Annotated in this window: 17 protein-coding genes and 1 tRNA gene; 12 read left to right on the top strand and 6 right to left on the bottom strand. The window is 46.4% G+C overall.

All coding sequences use genetic code 11. The features are described 5' to 3' along the window. Nucleotides 1-633: 633 nt before the first annotated feature. Nucleotides 634-1212 (bottom strand): hypothetical protein, encoded by a 579-nt coding sequence (locus ICN26_RS00670; protein WP_216266137.1) that lies wholly within the window; start codon nt 1210-1212, stop codon nt 634-636. Nucleotides 1213-1449: 237 nt separating this feature from the next. Here ICN26_RS00670 and ICN26_RS00665 point away from each other — a divergent pair, with 237 nt between their 5' ends. The 5 genes from ICN26_RS00665 to ICN26_RS00645 all read left to right on the top strand — a co-directional run bounded on the left by ICN26_RS00665 (nt 1450) and on the right by ICN26_RS00645 (nt 6683). Then, nucleotides 1450-1833 (top strand): DUF1924 domain-containing protein, encoded by a 384-nt coding sequence (locus tag ICN26_RS00665; RefSeq protein WP_216266136.1) that lies wholly within the window; start codon nt 1450-1452, stop codon nt 1831-1833. An 11-nt stretch (nt 1834-1844) separates the two neighbouring features. After that, the gene (locus tag ICN26_RS00660) at nt 1845-2306 is read left to right on the top strand and encodes a diheme cytochrome c (protein WP_255534333.1); all 462 of its coding nucleotides are present in this window, start codon (nt 1845-1847) and stop codon (nt 2304-2306) included. Further along, complete coding sequence (locus tag ICN26_RS00655) at nt 2303-2977, top strand: cytochrome b/b6 domain-containing protein (RefSeq protein WP_215356346.1); 675 nt, start codon at nt 2303-2305, stop codon at nt 2975-2977. Before ICN26_RS00660 ends, ICN26_RS00655 begins: the two co-directional genes overlap by 4 nt. Nucleotides 2978-3037: 60 nt before the next feature. Beyond that, the gene (locus ICN26_RS00650) at nt 3038-4483 is read left to right on the top strand and encodes a sensor histidine kinase (RefSeq protein WP_216266135.1); all 1446 of its coding nucleotides are present in this window, start codon (nt 3038-3040) and stop codon (nt 4481-4483) included. A gap of 97 nt (nt 4484-4580) precedes the next feature. Continuing rightward, nucleotides 4581-6683, top strand: coding sequence for an alkyl/aryl-sulfatase (locus ICN26_RS00645; protein WP_216266134.1), 2103 nt, complete (start codon nt 4581-4583; stop codon nt 6681-6683). A gap of 80 nt (nt 6684-6763) precedes the next feature. On the opposite strand, the gene ICN26_RS00640 is transcribed toward ICN26_RS00645, so the two are convergent. Next, nucleotides 6764-7978, bottom strand: coding sequence for a CaiB/BaiF CoA transferase family protein (locus ICN26_RS00640; protein ID WP_439650712.1), 1215 nt, complete (start codon nt 7976-7978; stop codon nt 6764-6766). 80 nt (nt 7979-8058) lie between these two features. Here ICN26_RS00640 and ICN26_RS00635 point away from each other — a divergent pair, with 80 nt between their 5' ends. Then, a complete protein-coding gene (locus ICN26_RS00635; RefSeq protein WP_216266132.1) occupies nt 8059-9057 on the top strand; it encodes a Bug family tripartite tricarboxylate transporter substrate binding protein in 999 nt (332 codons plus the stop codon). A gap of 91 nt (nt 9058-9148) precedes the next feature. Beyond that, nucleotides 9149-9952, top strand: coding sequence for an enoyl-CoA hydratase/isomerase family protein (locus ICN26_RS00630; RefSeq protein ID WP_216266131.1), 804 nt, complete (start codon nt 9149-9151; stop codon nt 9950-9952). Between the two features lie 28 nt (nt 9953-9980). Here ICN26_RS00630 and hemW read toward each other — a convergent pair whose 3' ends face one another. The 3 genes from hemW to rph are packed head-to-tail and all read right to left on the bottom strand — an operon-like array spanning nt 9981 to nt 12503. Next, on the bottom strand, nt 9981-11198 hold the full coding sequence (gene hemW / locus ICN26_RS00625) for a radical SAM family heme chaperone HemW (RefSeq protein WP_216266130.1): 1218 nt from the start codon (nt 11196-11198) through the stop codon (nt 9981-9983). Continuing rightward, nucleotides 11155-11754 carry an RdgB/HAM1 family non-canonical purine NTP pyrophosphatase gene (gene rdgB, locus ICN26_RS00620; RefSeq protein ID WP_216266129.1) on the bottom strand — a complete coding sequence of 200 codons (600 nt, stop codon included), beginning with the start codon at nt 11752-11754 and terminating at the stop codon, nt 11155-11157. The genes hemW and rdgB overlap by 44 nt, the downstream gene beginning before the upstream one ends. A 17-nt stretch (nt 11755-11771) precedes the next feature. After that, complete coding sequence (gene rph / locus ICN26_RS00615; protein WP_216266128.1) at nt 11772-12503, bottom strand: ribonuclease PH; 732 nt, start codon at nt 12501-12503, stop codon at nt 11772-11774. 32 nt (nt 12504-12535) lie between these two features. Here rph and ICN26_RS00610 point away from each other — a divergent pair, with 32 nt between their 5' ends. The 4 genes from ICN26_RS00610 (at nt 12536) to ICN26_RS00595 (ending at nt 16772) form a co-directional block, all read left to right on the top strand. Next, the gene (locus tag ICN26_RS00610; protein WP_216266127.1) at nt 12536-13477 is read left to right on the top strand and encodes a YicC/YloC family endoribonuclease; all 942 of its coding nucleotides are present in this window, start codon (nt 12536-12538) and stop codon (nt 13475-13477) included. A 34-nt stretch (nt 13478-13511) separates the two neighbouring features. Then, nucleotides 13512-14162, top strand: a complete 651-nt coding sequence (gene gmk / locus ICN26_RS00605) for a guanylate kinase (protein WP_216266126.1) — start codon at nt 13512-13514, stop codon at nt 14160-14162. Nucleotides 14163-14207: 45 nt separating this feature from the next. Then, entirely contained in the window at nt 14208-14411 is a 204-nt protein-coding gene (gene rpoZ, locus ICN26_RS00600; protein ID WP_011902918.1) for a DNA-directed RNA polymerase subunit omega, read from the top strand. Between the two features lie 63 nt (nt 14412-14474). Continuing rightward, nucleotides 14475-16772 carry a RelA/SpoT family protein gene (locus tag ICN26_RS00595; protein ID WP_369411797.1) on the top strand — a complete coding sequence of 766 codons (2298 nt, stop codon included), beginning with the start codon at nt 14475-14477 and terminating at the stop codon, nt 16770-16772. Between the two features lie 16 nt (nt 16773-16788). On the opposite strand, the gene greB is transcribed toward ICN26_RS00595, so the two are convergent. After that, nucleotides 16789-17289 carry a transcription elongation factor GreB gene (gene greB / locus ICN26_RS00590; RefSeq protein ID WP_216266124.1) on the bottom strand — a complete coding sequence of 167 codons (501 nt, stop codon included), beginning with the start codon at nt 17287-17289 and terminating at the stop codon, nt 16789-16791. Nucleotides 17290-17307: 18 nt separating this feature from the next. On the opposite strand from greB, the gene ICN26_RS00585 reads away from it, so the two are divergent. After that, nucleotides 17308-17384: transfer RNA gene (locus ICN26_RS00585), tRNA-Arg, on the top strand. Nucleotides 17385-17464: the final 80 nt, after the last annotated feature.

Genomic DNA, 17464 nt, shown 5'->3' with positions numbered 1-17464 from the left:
GCATCCGAGTTTATGTGCAGCCTTTAAAAATTGTCCCTTAGTATTCCGATATATTTAGACTCAAGATTATGTGCAACAAAGATGTGTTTACTATACAAGGATTAATATGAAAACTAAAGCATTCTTACTTTCAGCATATTTTTCCCCGTGCTTTCTTTAGCGCAACCTTTTTATTCGCAAATACAACCTGGCTATTTTATGACCCCACCAGAAGTACCTGGATATCAAGCCTGCGAAACTCTCTTTAACTCATATATAGATTGTCAGCCCGGATGGGTTAATCATGGGCAGTCATCTTGCCCTGCAATTTCTTTGGAATTTAGTCAAACTCTAAATTGTCCGGCAGTATTTAGGTGGCAAGCAAGAGTAAACGCAAGAGTTGCAGCAGGTATGCCTCCGCCGGTTTTTAACGAAAATGAGTTAAGAATTCGACCCAAATAATATTTTATTCATACATAGCTATGCTTATGCCATTTAAAATCCTTGTGTCGGTGATTCGATTCTGCCCCAGGCCCTCAAAACATATCAATACCACCTTTGGGTGGTTTTCTTTAGCTGCGAATGATAGCAATGGGTCGTTAGCGGTCATAGCGGAGGTTTTGTCTTTCTAGTTACTAGAAGATAGTTATTACATTACTTCTTAGCAGCTGGTGCGCTGACTACTGCAGCGATCGCTTCCGTGTAAACCACTTTAACTTGATCGTTCACAGCGATATCTTTCATTAAGTCAGGATTTTGAACCTTAACTTTGAAGACATTTCCCTGAGGACCTTTTAAAGAAACGATATTTTTAGCTGCATCAATCGCTTCAATGTTGGCAGTTGCTGTAATGGTATTCGTAGTGATCATGCCTGGCTTGTCGCCTTGTGGGGCAGTAGCAGTAGTAGTGGTAACTTGCTCGCCAGTAACGCCTGGGTTTTTAACCTTAACCAATTCAACAGCAACAGCGAGTTCGTAAACAACGTCGAAACGATCACCCACTTTAATCTCAGCAAAGTTCTTTACTTCAGGACCGGCAACGATAGTTGATTCACCATCTTGATTTTTGAGGGTAACGGTACGGGTTGCAGCATCAATGTTGATAACTTCTCCGTCATAAAGGAGGGCAGTTTCTTGAGCAGCTACAGCAGCTACAGGAGCTTTTGGTTGATTGAGTACGAAGTAGGCGCCGACAGCGATAGCAGCAAGAACAACAATGAGTATTTTTTTCATAACAGTATTAATCCTTAATAAATTGAATCACATTGCCTATAGGCGGCAATGGGGTAATTGATAAATGTAGTTGATTTAACAATTATGGAGATTGTATTACTCATGTTATTAATCAGAATGAATTTCTGGGTCAAATTCAGCTAGAAAAGGCTTAATTCCCCACTATTTGTTGATCTATCGCAATTCCCCGTTTTTTAAGGGGTTCATACTCAGATAGTGCAATCTATAGGAATACATATGTTTTGGAGCTTATTGTCGGGAATTATCCTAATGTGCCTGGCTTTTACAGTCAGTGCAGCAACGCCACAAGACTTGCTAAAATCCTATGAGTCTCAATCGGGTAAGGCATCATCGGTTCGCGGAGAGCAGTTCTTCAATGCCAAGCACGGTAATGAATGGAGCTGTGCATCCTGCCATGAAAATCCCCCGAATCACGACACTAAACACATAGTTACTGGGAAGGTAATTAAGCCACTAGCGCCTAGCGCTAATCCAGCCCGTTTTACTGATGAGGCCAGAGCTGAGAAATGGTTTAAGCGTAATTGCAATGATGTACTTGGCAGGGACTGCAGCGCGCAAGAAAAAGCAGATGTCCTCTCTTGGCTTATGACCGTTAAATGAATCCCATCAAAATGAAAAAAACTATATTTATTGTCACTACTTTTCTATTGGCATCTCCATTTACATTCGCAGGAAAAATGACAATGCCTACAGACGCGCCAGCTTCTTATGAAGCTGAGTGCGCAAGTTGTCATATGGCCTATCCGCCAGCACTCTTAAGTCAGCAGAGTTGGAAGAATGTCATGTCTGGTCTATCAAAGCACTTCGGTACTGATGCTAGTGTGGATCCTAAGACCCAGACTGAGCTGACTAACTGGCTAGTGAAGAATGCGACCACTAGACAAAAGTACAGCGAGACCGCTCCAGAAAACCGTATTACCAAAACATCTTGGTTTATTCGTAAGCATGATGAGGTGAGACCTGAGGTTTGGAAGCGAGCAAGTATTAAGAGCCCAGCTAATTGTGGCGCTTGTCATAGCGATGCTGCTAATGGCATCTTTAGCGAGAAAAATATCAAGATCCCTGCGAAATGAACAATTCCCTAAATGACGCAGTTGGTGCTACGGGCAGGGTCAGGCAAGCCATTATGGTTTGGGATATACCGGTCAGAGTGTTTCATTGGCTGTTAGTCATTTGTTTTGCCGGTGCTTGGCTCAGCTCAGAGAGTGAGCGCTGGGCCCTGATTCACTATGCGTTCGGCTATACCGCATGTCTTTTGGTTCTGATCCGATTGGTATGGGGCTTGATTGGTACTCGTTACGCCAGATTTAGTCAATTTCTCAAAAGTCCCAAAGCTGTCATTGGACACTTTATGTCCATGTTACGCGGCCATCTCCATCACGATGTGGGTCACAATCCAGCGGGTGGTTTGGTGATGTTTGCGCTGATGTTACTAATACTATTCATTGGCTTCACGGGTTATCTATCGGTTAAAGAGTTTTTAGGTGATATTGCATCAGAGGCTCATGAGGTAGTGGCAAACGTGGTGCTTGGCATAGTCATCATCCATATCATTGCGGCAATTGGCATGAGCTTGATCGAAAGACAGAATCTAGTGAGATCCATGGTGAATGGTAAAAAACAGGGTATGCCAGAGCAGGGGATTCGTTATCCGCAATACCTGATTGGCAGCCTGATTTTTCTCAGTGCGCTTTACTTTTTCTATTTAACGTTGAGCGGTAGCTTGCCTAGCCTGACGCAGTAATAAGCTGCCTGATTCCAGAGGTAGTTCGCAAGATCTATCCCTCGTTGTACGATAGATGCCATGAAGCTTCTGATAGCCCTTTATTTCTTTATGCTCGGCACCATTCAGTTGGGCTTATTGATTGGAATGTTGCGTTATTTTCTAGAGAAACGCGGTGTTAAACCCAGTACATACTGGATATCTTCGCTCGGAACTAGTGTTTTAGCCCTTTTCATATTTGGCTTTGGCGTGGCCACAAATAGCGCTGGGACAAAAAATCCAGAGTTTAATTTCACAATTGCGAATAGCCTTTTTTATATCGCAGGAGTACTGCAATTTCTTTTTTGCAGATCTCTCAATGGCCCAATTATTCCACGCCTTAAATATTTTTTTATAGGCTCGGTCATTCTGTTTGTGCCCATTTTTGAATACATGCGTCAACATGGCACATTTGAAATGCGCACTTCCTTCATTGTCGCTATCATCAGCATCTTTTTTACATGGCAAATTATTGAGCTCAATATAAAGAAAAAAACTGATCCATCTAAGCAACTTTTATATATCCAATTTGCTACAGGTGCTGAACTATTTTTGGCGCTAGGGCGCTTAACGATTTTGTTAGCCTCGGGCCTTGTTATTAGAGAAGTTGAGCAACTCCCGCAAGCGTTGATATTTTTAACCATCTTTCAGATTGTGATGAATACCTTATCTTATATTGCGATTGGCGCGTACTGGTCTGAGAAGATAACCCAAGCAAATACTAAATCTGAGGTTGAAAACCTAGAGATTAAAAAATTACTGAGAGAGCGTGAGGGTCTGATTGCCTCCTTGCTAAAGGCTAATAAAACTGCGGCAACAGGAGCGTTATCAGCCTCTATAGCCCATGAGCTGAACCAGCCTTTAGGAGCATCGCAGCTTAATATTCAGTTTCTGCAGAAGAAGTTAGCAGAGGGACATTTAACTACTGAGCAAAACCAAGAAATACTGAACGCGTTGCTAGTAGATAACCAGCGGGCCACCACTATCATTCAATCTCTGCGCTCCATATTTTCAGATGGAAAGATTGGGGTAGAGAGGATTGATATTGTGGAGTTGATTGAATCAGTTCTCAAAATTGCTAAACCTGAAATTCAGGCAAAGAATCTTCAAGTGGCTCTTCGGCTAGAGTCAAAGTCTTTTATCAATGCCAATCGCGGTGAAATTCAGCAAGTACTGTTGAACCTGATTAATAATGCAATCCAAGCTCTTGGTGAATCCACTCGATCTCCTCGAATGCTTCAGATTAAGAGCCATGATGTGTCCGAGGGGATTCAACTCGAGGTGTCTGACAATGGGGGTGGCGTTGCAATTGATGCCCAGATGCACTTATTTGAATTACTCTCTGGAAGTAATAAGCGCTCTGGCATGGGCTTAGGTTTATGGCTTTGCCAACACATTGTGTCTCGTCATGGCGGTTATCTCCGATATCAAGATGCTCCTGGCGGAGGTGCTCAATTTATCGTTTTCTTACCCTCTATTCAGCATTAGGCATTAGCTCCATGGCTAATTGCCTATAGGTGAAGCAGTCTTTACATTCATAAGATGTCTTTTTTTGCCAATATATATGTGTTACTTCAAGGCTTTCATGAAAACCAAAATCTCCCTGCTTGTCCTATCTATTGCTTTCATTTGCGGTAATTCCGCCATTGCCGCAGGCGGCGGTGGCGTGGTCGCTGACCCTGGCGCAATGCAGGGCAAGCACTTTGACCCAAAGGGTAAGGCACCATCCACATTTACGGTTGAGCTACAAAATGGCTTGCGTAAAACCTTGCCGTTTGAAGATAAACGTGACTTTGAAGAATCTAAGAGGGGGTTCATTGCGGCGCCTACTTATAAAACCATCATGGCAGATGCCGGTAACGTTGCTTGGGATATGGGTAGTTATGACTTCCTCTTACAAGGCAAGGACTTTGATAGCGTTCACCCATCATTACAGCGTCAAGCGATTCTCAATATGGGCTACGGCCTCTATGAAGTGGTCCCGGGAAAGATTTATCAAGTGCGCGGCTTTGACTTATCAAATATCAGCTTTGTCAAAACAAATACCGGCTGGATTGTCTTTGATCCCTTAACTTCAAAAGAAACTGCTAGAGCAGCTTTAGAGTTGGTTAATGAGAAGTTAGGTAAGCGCCCTGTAGTAGCGGTGGTCTACTCCCATTCTCATGCCGATCACTTTGGTGGTGTGCGCGGCGTAGTGGATGAAGCAGATGTCAAGAGTGGCAAAGTGAAGATTATTGCTCCAGCCGGTTTCATGGATCACGCCGTGGCAGAAAACGTCTATGCGGGTAATGCCATGACGCGCCGCTTGTATTTCCAGTACGGCGTTTTATTGCCACGTAGTCCATTTGGTCACGTTGACCAATCGATTGGTAAAAATACTGCGGCAGGTAACCTGGGTTTAATTGAGCCGACAATTTTGATTAATGAGCCATTTGAAAAAATGACGGTGGATGGCGTAGAGATGGAATTCCAAAACACCCCCGGTACCGAAGCACCTGCCGAGATGAATACCTATTTCCCGCAGATGAAAGCATTCTGGGCCGCTGAAAATATTACGGGCACCATTCACAACATCTATACCTTACGTGGCGCATTAGTACGTGATGCTTTGGCATGGTCTAAAAATATTAACAATGCTTTATACCGTTATGGCAATGAAGCACAAGTGATGTTTGCTTCACATTCTTGGCCACGTTGGGGTAATGATCGTGTGCAAGAAGTGATGCGCACACAGCGTGATAGCTATGCACATCTGAATAATGAGGTTCTGCACTTAGCAAATAACGGTGTGACCATCAATGAAGTGCATAACGTCTATAAGCAACCTGATAGCCTAAAGTCTCAATGGGCTGCTCACAGTTACCATGGCTCAGAGGAGCACAATAGCCGCGCCGTCATTAATCGTTACTTGGGCTACTGGGATGCCAATCCTGCTACCTTGATCCCTTTATCGCCTAAAGATTCTGCGCCACTCTATGTAGAGATGATGGGTGGTTCAGGCAAGATCATGGCTAAGGGCAAGCAACTCTATAAACAGGGTAAGTACCGTGAAGCAATGGAGATCGTCAATAAATTAGTTTATGCAGAACCAAACAACACGGCAGCTAAAGATTTATTGGCAGATATTTTTGAGCAAATTGGCTATCAAAAAGAAAGCCCAAGCGTACGCAATAGTTTCTTAGGCGCTGCCTATGAGCTGCGTCATGGCATGCCTTCTGGAGCATCGCCAAAGACCAATGGTCCTGACATGATTAAGGCAATGACTACAGAGCTTTGGTTAAATGCCTTAGCCATCAGCATGGACAGTAAAAAAGCTGCTGGCATGAAGTTCACCATTAACCTTAGCACTCCTGATAACGGTGAAAAGTTTGTCGTGGAGATGAGTAATTCTGCGCTGAGCAATATCAAGGGTTATCAAGATAAAAAGCCGAACCTGACTATTACCGTCAATCGTAGCGACTTGGAAAAAGTTATGGGCGGACAAACCACCTTTGAAAAACTCCAAGCTGAAGGCAAAGCCAAGTTTGAAGGTGATCGCAAGGCATTTGAGCAACTGCGAAGCACGCTGACTACATTTACTCCAGATTTTGAGTTGATGCCTGGCACGAAAGCTAAAAAGGCACCTCCCGCTAAACCAAGTAAAGATCCGTTCGAGGCTCCCCCAATCGCCAATTCAGATGGTGCTTAAGTTGGGTAGTTAAGAAGTCAGTGAGTGTTAAAAATGGGCTCCAAGGAGCCCATTTCTTTTTCTTGGAAACAGTAAATACCTCAGGCTGCGAAAGCGCCGCCTTCTTCTAGTGCTTTGAGTTCTTGCCCTGCAATACCTAATTCCTTAAGCACTTCATCGGTGTGCTCGCCGAGTAAAGGAGGGTGACGAGAAACCTGTTGCGGAGTGCCCATCATCTTGACTGCAAAGCCAATATTGGGAACTTTACCTTCAATTGGGTGGTCAATCTCCATGCACATCTGGCGATGCTGCCCATGCTCACTATCAAATGCTTGTGGGTAGGTATTGATTGGTCCAGCCGGAATGCCTGCTGCCAATAGGAGATCCACCCATTCCCCACTAGTTTTGGCGATAAAAGTTTTCTCTAGCTCAGCAGCCAGTATCAAGCGATTGGCAAGACGTAGTGGATTGGTTCTAAAGAGAGAATCTTCAAATAATTCTGGGCGATTAATCTTATCGCAGAGGAGTTTCCAGAGCTTTTGATTGGTGGCGCCCATTACAAAATAACCATCGGAGGCTTTCATGGCCTGATAGGGCGCGCTCATATGATTGGATGTGCCCAACTTGTAAGGCTCAACACCAGTGCCCCAATATTGCGCTGTATCCCAGATCGAAAAGGCTAAAGCAGAATCAAAGAGGGAAGCATCAATAAATTGACCTTCACCTGATTTCGTCTTGCCAATATAGGCCGACAAAATTCCGTAGACTGCAAAAAGAGCGCACCCAATATCCGCTACCGGAACGCCCGCTTTAACAGGAGGACCATCTGGATAACCTGTGACGCTCATGACACCAGACATAGCTTGTGCCATGAGGTCAAAGCCGGGGCGATCCGCCCACGGTCCTGTTTGCCCAAATCCTGAGATGCTGGCATAGACCAGTCCGGGGTTGAGATCTTTTAGGGAAGGGTAGTCGATGCCTAGTTTTTTCATGACGCCGGGACGATAGTTTTCGACCAAGATATCGGCTGTCTTCACGAGCTCAAAAAATACTTTTTTTCCGGCTTCTGTTTTGAGGTTGAGCGTGACGCTACGCTTGTTGCGATTCATATTCAAAAAGCCCATGCTATCTGAGCCTTTCATCTTGAATCCCATTGCCCCGCGAGTTTGATCTCCAGTACCAGGCGGCTCAATTTTGATGACATCAGCACCCAAGTCAGCAAGCAACATGCAGCAGTAGGGGCCGGCCATGACTTGACTTACGTCAAGAACTCGAACGCCTGCCAGGGGCAAAGGCTTGCTGATAGGTGTTTTCATCATTGTCTCAATAGTTTTTATATGTTTATATTGCAAAGTTCATTCACAGCATTGAATATAAAACAAAAAATGGAGACCGTATGACCAATCAAGCCCCTAAACAGATTTTGCGCAGATTCGCTTTCTTGGCGCTGGGTATCTGCAGCGCTTTTTCATTAACCGCTAATGCTCAGCAAGCCTTCCCAACAAAACCTATTCGCTTAATTGTTGGTTTTGCTCCTGGTGGCGGCACGGATATTGTGGCTCGTGCTATTGCTCCTAAGATGGGTGAGATCTTAGGCCAAAGCATCATCATTGAAAATAAGTCTGGTGCAGCTGGAACTATTGGCGCAGACCTGGTTGCCAAATCGAATCCGGATGGCTACACCTTGCTGATGGGGCATTCCAATTCGAATGCGATTTCTCCATTTGTGCTTAAGAATGTGCCTTACAACCCAGCGACTGACTTCACACCAATCACTTATTTAGGTTATGTCCCAAATGTGTTGGTAGTTAAATCTTCCCTGCCAGTAAACTCGGTAGCTCAATTGATTTCCTTGGCGAAGCAAAATCCAGGTCAGATGACTTATGGCTCTTCTGGTATCGGTAGTACTCAGCATTTAGCTGGCGCCTTATTCTCCAAGATTGCTGGCGTAGAAATGAATCACGTTCCTTACAAAGGTAGCGGTCAGGCGATTGTGGATTTATTGGGTGGTCAAATCACAATGAACTTTGATACTTTGCCGCCAAACTTGCAACAGATTCGTCAAGGCAACTTAAAGGCTTTGGCGATCTCCACGCCGAAGCGCTTGGCATTACTACCGAACGTCCCTACATTTAATGAGGTAGGTATTGTTGGCTTTGATGTGACCAACTGGTATTCCGTGATGGGACCTAAAGGTATGGATCCTGCAGTTGTGAATAGAATTGATCAGGCTGTAAAAGCAGCTACCAATGATCCAGAGATTAAGAAAACATTGGATGCTCAAGGCTTGCAACCAGAAGGTCCAGCAACACCGGCAGCCTTTAATTTGTTCCTGGCAGCTGAGTTGGTGAAGTATCAGCGCTTGGTAAAGAGCTTGAATATCAAGGCTGAATAATTCATTTCCTGTTTTTATCAAACTAGCTTAGCTAATTGGGCTATAGTGTTCATCAACCCTCTCTCTTGAAGGAGGGAGGGTTTTTTATTTCATGACAACAGCCATTAACTCCACCCCAGATCGTATTGCCGAAGTTCGTTTAGAGCTTCGCAATAACATTGCATATATTACTTTTGACCATGTTGCTGCTCGTAATGCAATGACAGTGGGAATGTACCAAAGCCTCAAATCGATTTGCGAGGATTTGACTCAGAATTCTTCTGCGAGAGTTGCTATTCTGAGGGGTGCTGGCGGTAAGTCTTTTGTCTCGGGTAGTGATATCGCCCAGTTCTCTGGATTTAGTTCTGGTGAAGATGGTATTTTGTACGAAGAGGGTATTGATGCTTACCTCGCACCCTTAGCCATGTTGCCTATTCCAACGATTGCAGTCATTGATGGCATGGCGGTTGGTGGAGGTCTTGCAATTGCTAGTTGTTGCGATTTCAGAATCTCCACACCCGATGCGCGCTTCGGAGTGCCTATTGCCAAAACACTGGGTAATTGTTTATCTGCTGCTAATGTTGCTTGGCTCGTTGCGCATCTGGGTATCAATATCGTCAAGCGTATGTTATTACTAGCTGAGCTCGTGACGGCACCTGAGCTACTCAAACAGGGCTACCTCTTGGCCATGTATCCTGCTCAAGCGCTGGAGAGTGAGTCACATCAGCTGGCTGAGCGCCTAATGAGCTTGGCGCCTATCACGCAAAAATCTAGCAAGCAAACTCTCGCAAGAATCATTAAAAATAATTTACCTGATTGCAATGATCTCATTCGAGAGTGCTATGGCAGTGACGATTTTAAGAATGGCGTTGCTGCATTCTTGGATGGTAAGCCGCCCACTTGGGCTGGAAAGTAATTTAAATTCCCAGGCAAGTATCTAGTTTTTACAAAAACAGTTCTTGTAAGTTATTGAGATAGCGCAATCCTTGTTCGGTTGCTTTGAGCTTGTTGGGATTGGAATCTAATAAACCTTTTTTGCTCGCCTCATCCAATCCTTTAGACACGACATTGAGTGGCAAGCCAGTGCGCTCTCCAAATGTAACGGTATCTACGCCATCAGTCAGGCGCAAGGTATTGAGCATGAATTCAAAAGGGAGATCTTTAGCCGCAATCTCTCTCGCTTCGATCAAGGCATCGCCCTTAGTCTCTATTGCTTGCATATAGGTTTCTGGATGACGTTCTCGCACCTGACGCGTAATTTTGTCAGGGAAGGAAATCTTTCCATGCGCACCTGCGCCAATCCCGATGTAATCGCCAAAGCGCCAGTAATTGAGATTGTGTTTACACTCGTGACCTTTTTTGGCGTAAGCAGATACTTCATAGCGTCGATAGCCTGCTGTCTCTAGCAGTTTTAAGTTCTGCTCAAAGATTGCATCAATCTCATCTTCGCTGGGAAGTTTTGGGGGGAAGCTTGCGAAGTAAGTATTGGGTTCTAGCGTCAGGTTATAAAAAGATAGATGTGGAGTCTTAAACGAGAGGGCGGTTTCAATATCGGATCTTGCGGCTTCTAAGGTTTGATTGGGCAAGCCAAACATGAGATCAAGATTAACGGATTTAAAGTGTTGCAGAGCAATTGCAATTGCGCGCTTGGCTTCTTGACCATTATGGATACGCCCTAAAGCTTTGAGTTGCGCATCTTGAAAACTCTGAATCCCTAAAGAGACGCGATTGATTCCTGCTTTAGCAAATCCAGCAAACTTATCAGTCTCCACTGAGCCCGGATTGGCTTCCATCGTGATCTCACAATCAGGCTCTAGGTTCACCCGTGCCCGAATGGCCGAAAGGAGTTCATTCATGCCATTGGCAGATAACAAGCTTGGCGTGCCGCCGCCAATAAAGATGCTATGCACTTGACGACCCCAGATGCGAGGGAGCTCAGTCTCTAGATCAGTAATGAGGGCCTTGATATAACGCGCTTCATCAAAGCCTTGCTTGCCATCTTTAATTTGATGCGAGTTGAAGTCACAGTATGGACATTTCTTTTCACACCACGGAAAGTGAATGTACAAAGACAGCGGGGGTAGGGCAGTGAGTTTTGGCTGCGTAGCCAAAACAGTATTAAGCGTATTGAGCACGGACTTGGAGTTGGGTAATGAGTTCATGCAAGGCTTGGCCTCGATGGCTGATCTGGTTTTTCTCAACAGGCTCTAATTGAGCGACGGTCTTGCCCAGCTCTGGTATAAAAAAGTGCGGGTCGTAACCAAAACCACGATCACCCTGAGGCTCATCAACGATCTGCCCATACCAACGGGCTTGCACAATCAGTGGCTCTGGATCCTTGGCGCTATTGACCATCACAAGAGCACAAACATAGTGCGCTCCACGATCAGATTTGCCCTGTAATGCTGCAACCAGCTTCTGATTATTGGCCGCATTATCACCATCAAGCCCCGCATAACGTGCTGAATGCACTCCAGGTGCCCCATCTAGTGCATGAGCACAAATCCCGGAGTCGTCCGCGAGTGCAGGTAAGCCACTCGCAGCGCTGGCATGGCGCGCCTTAGCAAGCGCATTCTCGATAAATGTTTGGTGCGGTTCTTCTGCCGCCGGAATACCCAATTCACCTTGAGGAATGACCTGAAAATGGAAGGGCGCCAGTAGTTCCTGAAATTCAAGGACCTTACCGGCATTGTTAGAGGCGAGAACGAGCTTTTGCACCATCGACCTTTAAGCTTTTATTTGAAGGCTTCTTTTTGTAGCTGAGTTAAATCACGGATACCTTCTTCGGCCAGATCTAACAAAGCATTTAATTCGGTGCGGGAGAAAGCAGGACCCTCAGCAGTACCTTGCACTTCAATCATGCCGCCTTTGCCAGTCATGACTACATTCATATCGGTATCGCAAGAGGAGTCCTCTGGATAATCCAAATCCAGGACGGGAACTCCATGGTAGATGCCAACAGAAATCGCAGCAACACTATCGATGATGGGGTCAGCTTTCAGAGCACCACTTTCAAGGAGGGTGTTGATCGCATCACGAGCTGCAACATAAGCACCGGTAATCGATGCAGTTCGTGTTCCACCGTCGGCTTGCAGCACATCGCAATCTAAATGGATTGTTCTTTCACCTAATACTTTCAAATCAAAGACACTGCGCATCGCACGGCCGATCAAACGCTGAATCTCTTGTGTGCGACCAGATTGTTTGCCACGAGCGGCTTCACGGTCACTACGCGTATGAGTAGAGCGGGGCAACATACCGTACTCGGCAGTAACCCAACCTTCACCAGAACCTTTTTTATGGGGCGGCACCTTTTCCAGCACGCTGGCTGTACAGAGCACTTTGGTGTCACCAAAGGCAATCAGGACTGAGCCTTCGGCATGCTTGGTAAAAGCGCGGCTGATACTCACAGGGCGTAACTGGGCTGGGGCGCGGCCACTGGGGCGGGTGATGTTGGGCTGAGTCATGGGGTGTGGTCCTAAAGATCTACAATGTCCCTATGATATCGAGCATGACTGGTTATGGCAGCGCTTCTCGCCAAGTCTCCCTAGGAGCTGGCGTAGTGGCTGATCTGCAAGTGGAATGTCGGGCTGTAAATAGCCGCTTTCTGGATTTGGGCTTTCGTCTTCCGGACGAGTGTCGCGGGGCTGAGCCTGCCTTAAGAGAGCTAGCTACGCAAAGTCTTTCTCGGGGCAAGGTCGAGTTTCGTGCTGCATGGCGGGTGAATGCCGGTGCTGCTGGCGCCGCCAAGGCGAATCCCCATGCCTTGGGCGCCTTAAACAAAGACCGCCTAGATGCGCTTTACACACTGCAAGAACACGCTCAAGTAGCCTTCCCGAATGCAGAGGCTTTACATATCGCCGATATTTTGCGTTGGCCTGGGATTGTTTCTGAGCCGAGAGGTGAAGAAGAAGGCTGGATTGCTGCTACCGTTGAAGCGGGCCGCGCTGCCCTAGCCGCTCTAATGGATAGTCGCCAAGCCGAAGGTAAGGCCTTGGTTACAGTGCTAAGCAATATCACCAGCAAAATGCGGGAGATAGTGAAGGTGATAGAGCCAAAGGTTCCCCTTTACGTTTCTCAGTATCAAGAAAAACTCACCGAGCGTCTATCTGAGGCCTTAGCTGCCCAAGAGCAAGGAAAGGGAAGCAGTGGATCTGGTACTGAATTAATGGAACGTATTCGTCAAGAGGTTGTGCTCTATGCCGTACGTATTGATGTGGCAGAAGAATTTGCCCGACTTAAGACCCATCTTCAAGTAGTTGACACTGCCTTAGCTGGTAAGGGCCCAGTAGGGAAACGTTTGGATTTCTTAATGCAGGAATTAAACCGTGAAGCCAACACCCTGAGCTCCAAATCGGTTTCAGAGGAATGCACGCAAGCTGCTTTAGAGCTCAAGCTGTTGATTGAGCAGATGCGTGAACAAGTGCAAAATTTAGAGTAACTATTGCTTACCTCAATCACTTACCTTAATCACCATGGCCAGCCCTAAACCTAAAGCAAATTTATCTCCTGCCTACCAAGGCAGTATGTTGATGATCGTCGCTCCATCAGGAGCCGGTAAATCTTCCTTGGTGAATGCCTTGCTGCAAGAAGACGCAGCCCTTAAGCTTTCACTTTCAACGACAACACGCGCACCCAGGCCGGGTGAAGTGGATGGTAAGGACTATCGCTTTATCAAGAGAGCAGAATTTATTGCGGAGCGTGACCAAGGTCTTTTTTTAGAGCACGCTGAAGTACACGGTAATTTTTACGGTACATCCAAAGCTTGGATTGAGACTCAGATGAAAACCGGGCGCGATGTGATGTTAGAAATCGACTGGCAGGGCGCACAGCAGATTCGTCAAATCATTCCCGAAGTGCAGTGGATCTTTATTTTTCCACCTTCATTTGAGGCTCTTGAGGAGCGCTTGCGTAAACGGGGTCAGGATGATGAGGCTACCATTCAGAGAAGATTGGCTGCAGCCCATCTAGAGCTCCAGCATGCTCACGAAGCCGATTTCATTGTGATCAATGATGATTTTGAGCGGGCATTGATTGATTTGCGACAGGTGGTCGCAGCCAGCCGCCTGCGCTCAGGGCCGATTATGGCTCGTAACCCTGCACTTTTAAAGCGCCTCGGAGTCTAATCAGTTATCCTATAGGTATTAAAGCTAAATTTAAGTGAGTCCAGCATGGCCCGTATTACTGTAGAAGATTGTCTAAAAACTATCCCCAATCGTTTTGAGCTGGTATTGGCCGCGACCTATCGCGCACGTCAATTAGTTCAAGGTCACTCCCCACGTGTTGAGTCCAGAGATAAAGCAACTGTAGTTGCGTTGCGTGAAGTTGCTGCTGGTGTAACCGACCGTGACATGTTGACCAAAGTACCTTTGTAATTCAGGGGTTCCGTTGTGGAGCTCCCCTTAGGCGACCCAAACACATCGGAACTTAAAGGTCAGATCTCGCCTAGAGAGGTCGCTAATAGCGATAAGTCTTCCATCATCGCAACTTTGTTGGCTCAGTCGAGCCGACATCTATTTGGCCCAACATCGGCGCCTGCACTACCTCTAAAGCACCAAGTTGTTTCGATTGATGGATTGATTTCTAAATTGGGCTATCTCAAGCCCGATGAAGTTTCTCTCATCAAGCAAGCCTTTCATTTTGCTGATGCGGCTCATCTTGGGCAGTACCGCCATAGTGGTGAACCTTATATTACCCATCCGGTAGCAGTTGCTGAGCTTTGCGCTACTTGGCGCTTAGACGCATCTTCCATCATGGCAGCTTTAATGCATGATGTGATTGAGGATACGGGTTGTACTCAAGCAGACCTAGTGGGTAAGTTTGGCAGCAAAGTGGCTGAGCTCGTAGAGGGTTTAACTAAGCTTGATAAGTTGGAGTTTCAAAGCCATGCCGAGGCGCAAGCCGAAAGCTTTCGCAAGATGTTTATGGCAATGGCGCGCGATGTTCGGGTGATTTTAGTGAAGCTTGCTGATCGCACTCACAATATGCGCACGCTCGATGCCGTCCCAATGGAAAAGCGTCGCCGGGTAGCTGCTGAAACGATTGAGATTTATGCCCCGATTGCACACCGTCTCGGTCTGAATATTATTTATCGCGACCTGCAGGACTTGAGTTTCCGCTACTCCATGCCCATGCGCTTTAGGGTGATTGAAGGCGCTGTCAAGCGGGCGCGTGGTAATCGTAAAGAGATGGTAGAGAAGATTTTGCAGAATGCTCGGCTGGCATTTGCAAAAGCTAATCTCGAGGTGGATCTGCAGGGCCGAGAAAAAACCCTTTTTAGCATCTACAACAAAATGCGTAACAAGCATTTGAGTTTTTCTCAGGTACTCGATGTATATGCATTTAGAGTGACAGTCCATTCAATTGACGAGTGCTATCGCGCGCTCGGTCTTTTGCACGCACTCTATAAGCCGATGCCTGGAAAGTTTAAGGATTACATTGCCATTCCTAAACTCAATGGATATCAGTCTTTGCATACAACGCTACTAGGGCCATCAGGGGTGCCGGTAGAGTTTCAGATACGTACTGGCGATATGCATGCGGTTGCTGAAGCAGGTGTTGCTGCGCACTGGGCCTATAAAGATGGCGGTCCTGATATGAGTGAGGTGCAAAACCGTGCGCATCAATGGCTGCAATCCTTGATTGATATTCAGGATAGTAGTGGGGATTCTCAAGAATTCTTAGAGCACGTCAAAATCGATCTGTTCCCAGATGCGGTTTATGTCTTTACTCCTAAAGGGCAGATTAGGGCCTTGCCACGTGGCGCTACTGCTCTTGATTTTGCTTACTCCATCCATAGTGATGTAGGTAATACCTGCGTAGCAGTCAAGATCAACGGCATGCAGTTACCCTTACGTAGCGAGTTAAAGAACAGCGACATTGTGGAGGTGGTGACATCTGCTAATTCTCAGCCTAATCCAGGTTGGCTAGCATTTGTCAGGACAGGTAAGGCTCGCGCCTCGATACGCCATTCACTTAAGACCAAGCATTACGCCGAGTCTTTGCAGTTAGGCGAACGTCTCTTGGCTAGCGCTTTGCGTCAGCAGGGTGTGGATGCAGGATTGCTATCCCCAGAACTTTGGGAAAAGTTATTGCATTGGACTGGCGATAAAACGCGTGAAGAGGCCTGCGTCAATATTGCCTTGGGCCGTAGATCCTCTCAAGAGTTAGCGATCCGCTTAAATATTTTGATTGATGATGAGGGTGGCTCTGACCAAATGCGCTTGGGCGCAGCAGACTGGGTCTCTCCCCAGCAAGAAATTGCCTCGCATCATCACCAGCGCCAAGCCATCTTGGTAGATGGTCGAGAAGGCAACTCAATTCATTTCCAAACCTGTTGTCACCCGATTCCAGGTGACAACATTATTGGGTATCTTGGCAAAGGCGAAGGTTTGCAGGTACATACCAATGACTGCCAAGTAGCCCTCAGAATGCTCTCTAAAGATAGTGATAAGTGGGTCGAGGTAGAGTGGGGTAAAGAGGTCAATCGGGAGTTTGAGGTTGACTTGGCGATTGATACGCGCCAAGGTAAAGGTGTATTAGCTAGAGTGGCCAGTAGTGTGACTGCTGCAGACTCCAACATCATGAACGTATCCATGGATGATCGCTATAAAGAAGATGCCGTCACTATTCGTTTCACTATCCAAGTATCAGGTCGCCTGCACCTCTCTAAAGTGATGCGTAGTTTGCGTGCGAACCATGACGTGATGCGCGTTACCCGTGTGAGGGGTAGCTAAGCCCCATCAATCCCAATTACTGGTACTGAATAGCTAGGATTTCAATTTCAGTTGGGCCAGTTGGTGTCTGAATTTTGACGCAATCACCCAGGCGTGACTTGATTAAGGCTTTAGCAATGGGTGACACCCAGCTAACGTGACCCAGATCTAAATCAACCTCGTCGACCCCAACAATCGTGATGCTTGTCTTTTTGCCAGCATCGACGCCTTCCAAGTTCTCATAAGTCACGGTAGCCCCAAAAAAGACCTGATCGGCATCTGCTTCACCTGATCTTCGGACCTGGTTATCTACCACTACCGCAAATTCAAGACGCTGATTGAGGAAGCGAATCCGGCGATCTATCTCACGCAGTCGCTTTTTTCCATAAATATAGTCACCATTCTCGGAGCGGTCACCATTAGAGGCGGCCCAGTGGACAACCTTGACAACCTCTGGCCGATCCAGGTTTAAGAGCTGTAAAAGCTCACTTTTAATGCGCTCGTGACCGGCGGGCGTGATGTAGTTCTTCTCTTCCATGGCATAATTATGGCTGTTGCGGCTGTAGCTCAGCTGGATAGAGTACTTGGCTACGAACCAAGGGGTCGTGGGTTCAATTCCTGCCAGCCGCACCAACCCTTACAGGGCCTAGTTGAAAGACTGGGCCCTTTTTCTTTTTTGGCATTTCATAGTGGTTTCATTTAGATCCCTTATA

It is taken from the genome of Polynucleobacter hallstattensis (assembly GCF_018881835.1).
Taxonomy (GTDB): domain Bacteria; phylum Pseudomonadota; class Gammaproteobacteria; order Burkholderiales; family Burkholderiaceae; genus Polynucleobacter; species Polynucleobacter hallstattensis.
The sequence above is the reverse complement of the archived record's forward strand: the minus strand, read 5'-3'. Positions and strand labels throughout refer to the sequence as shown.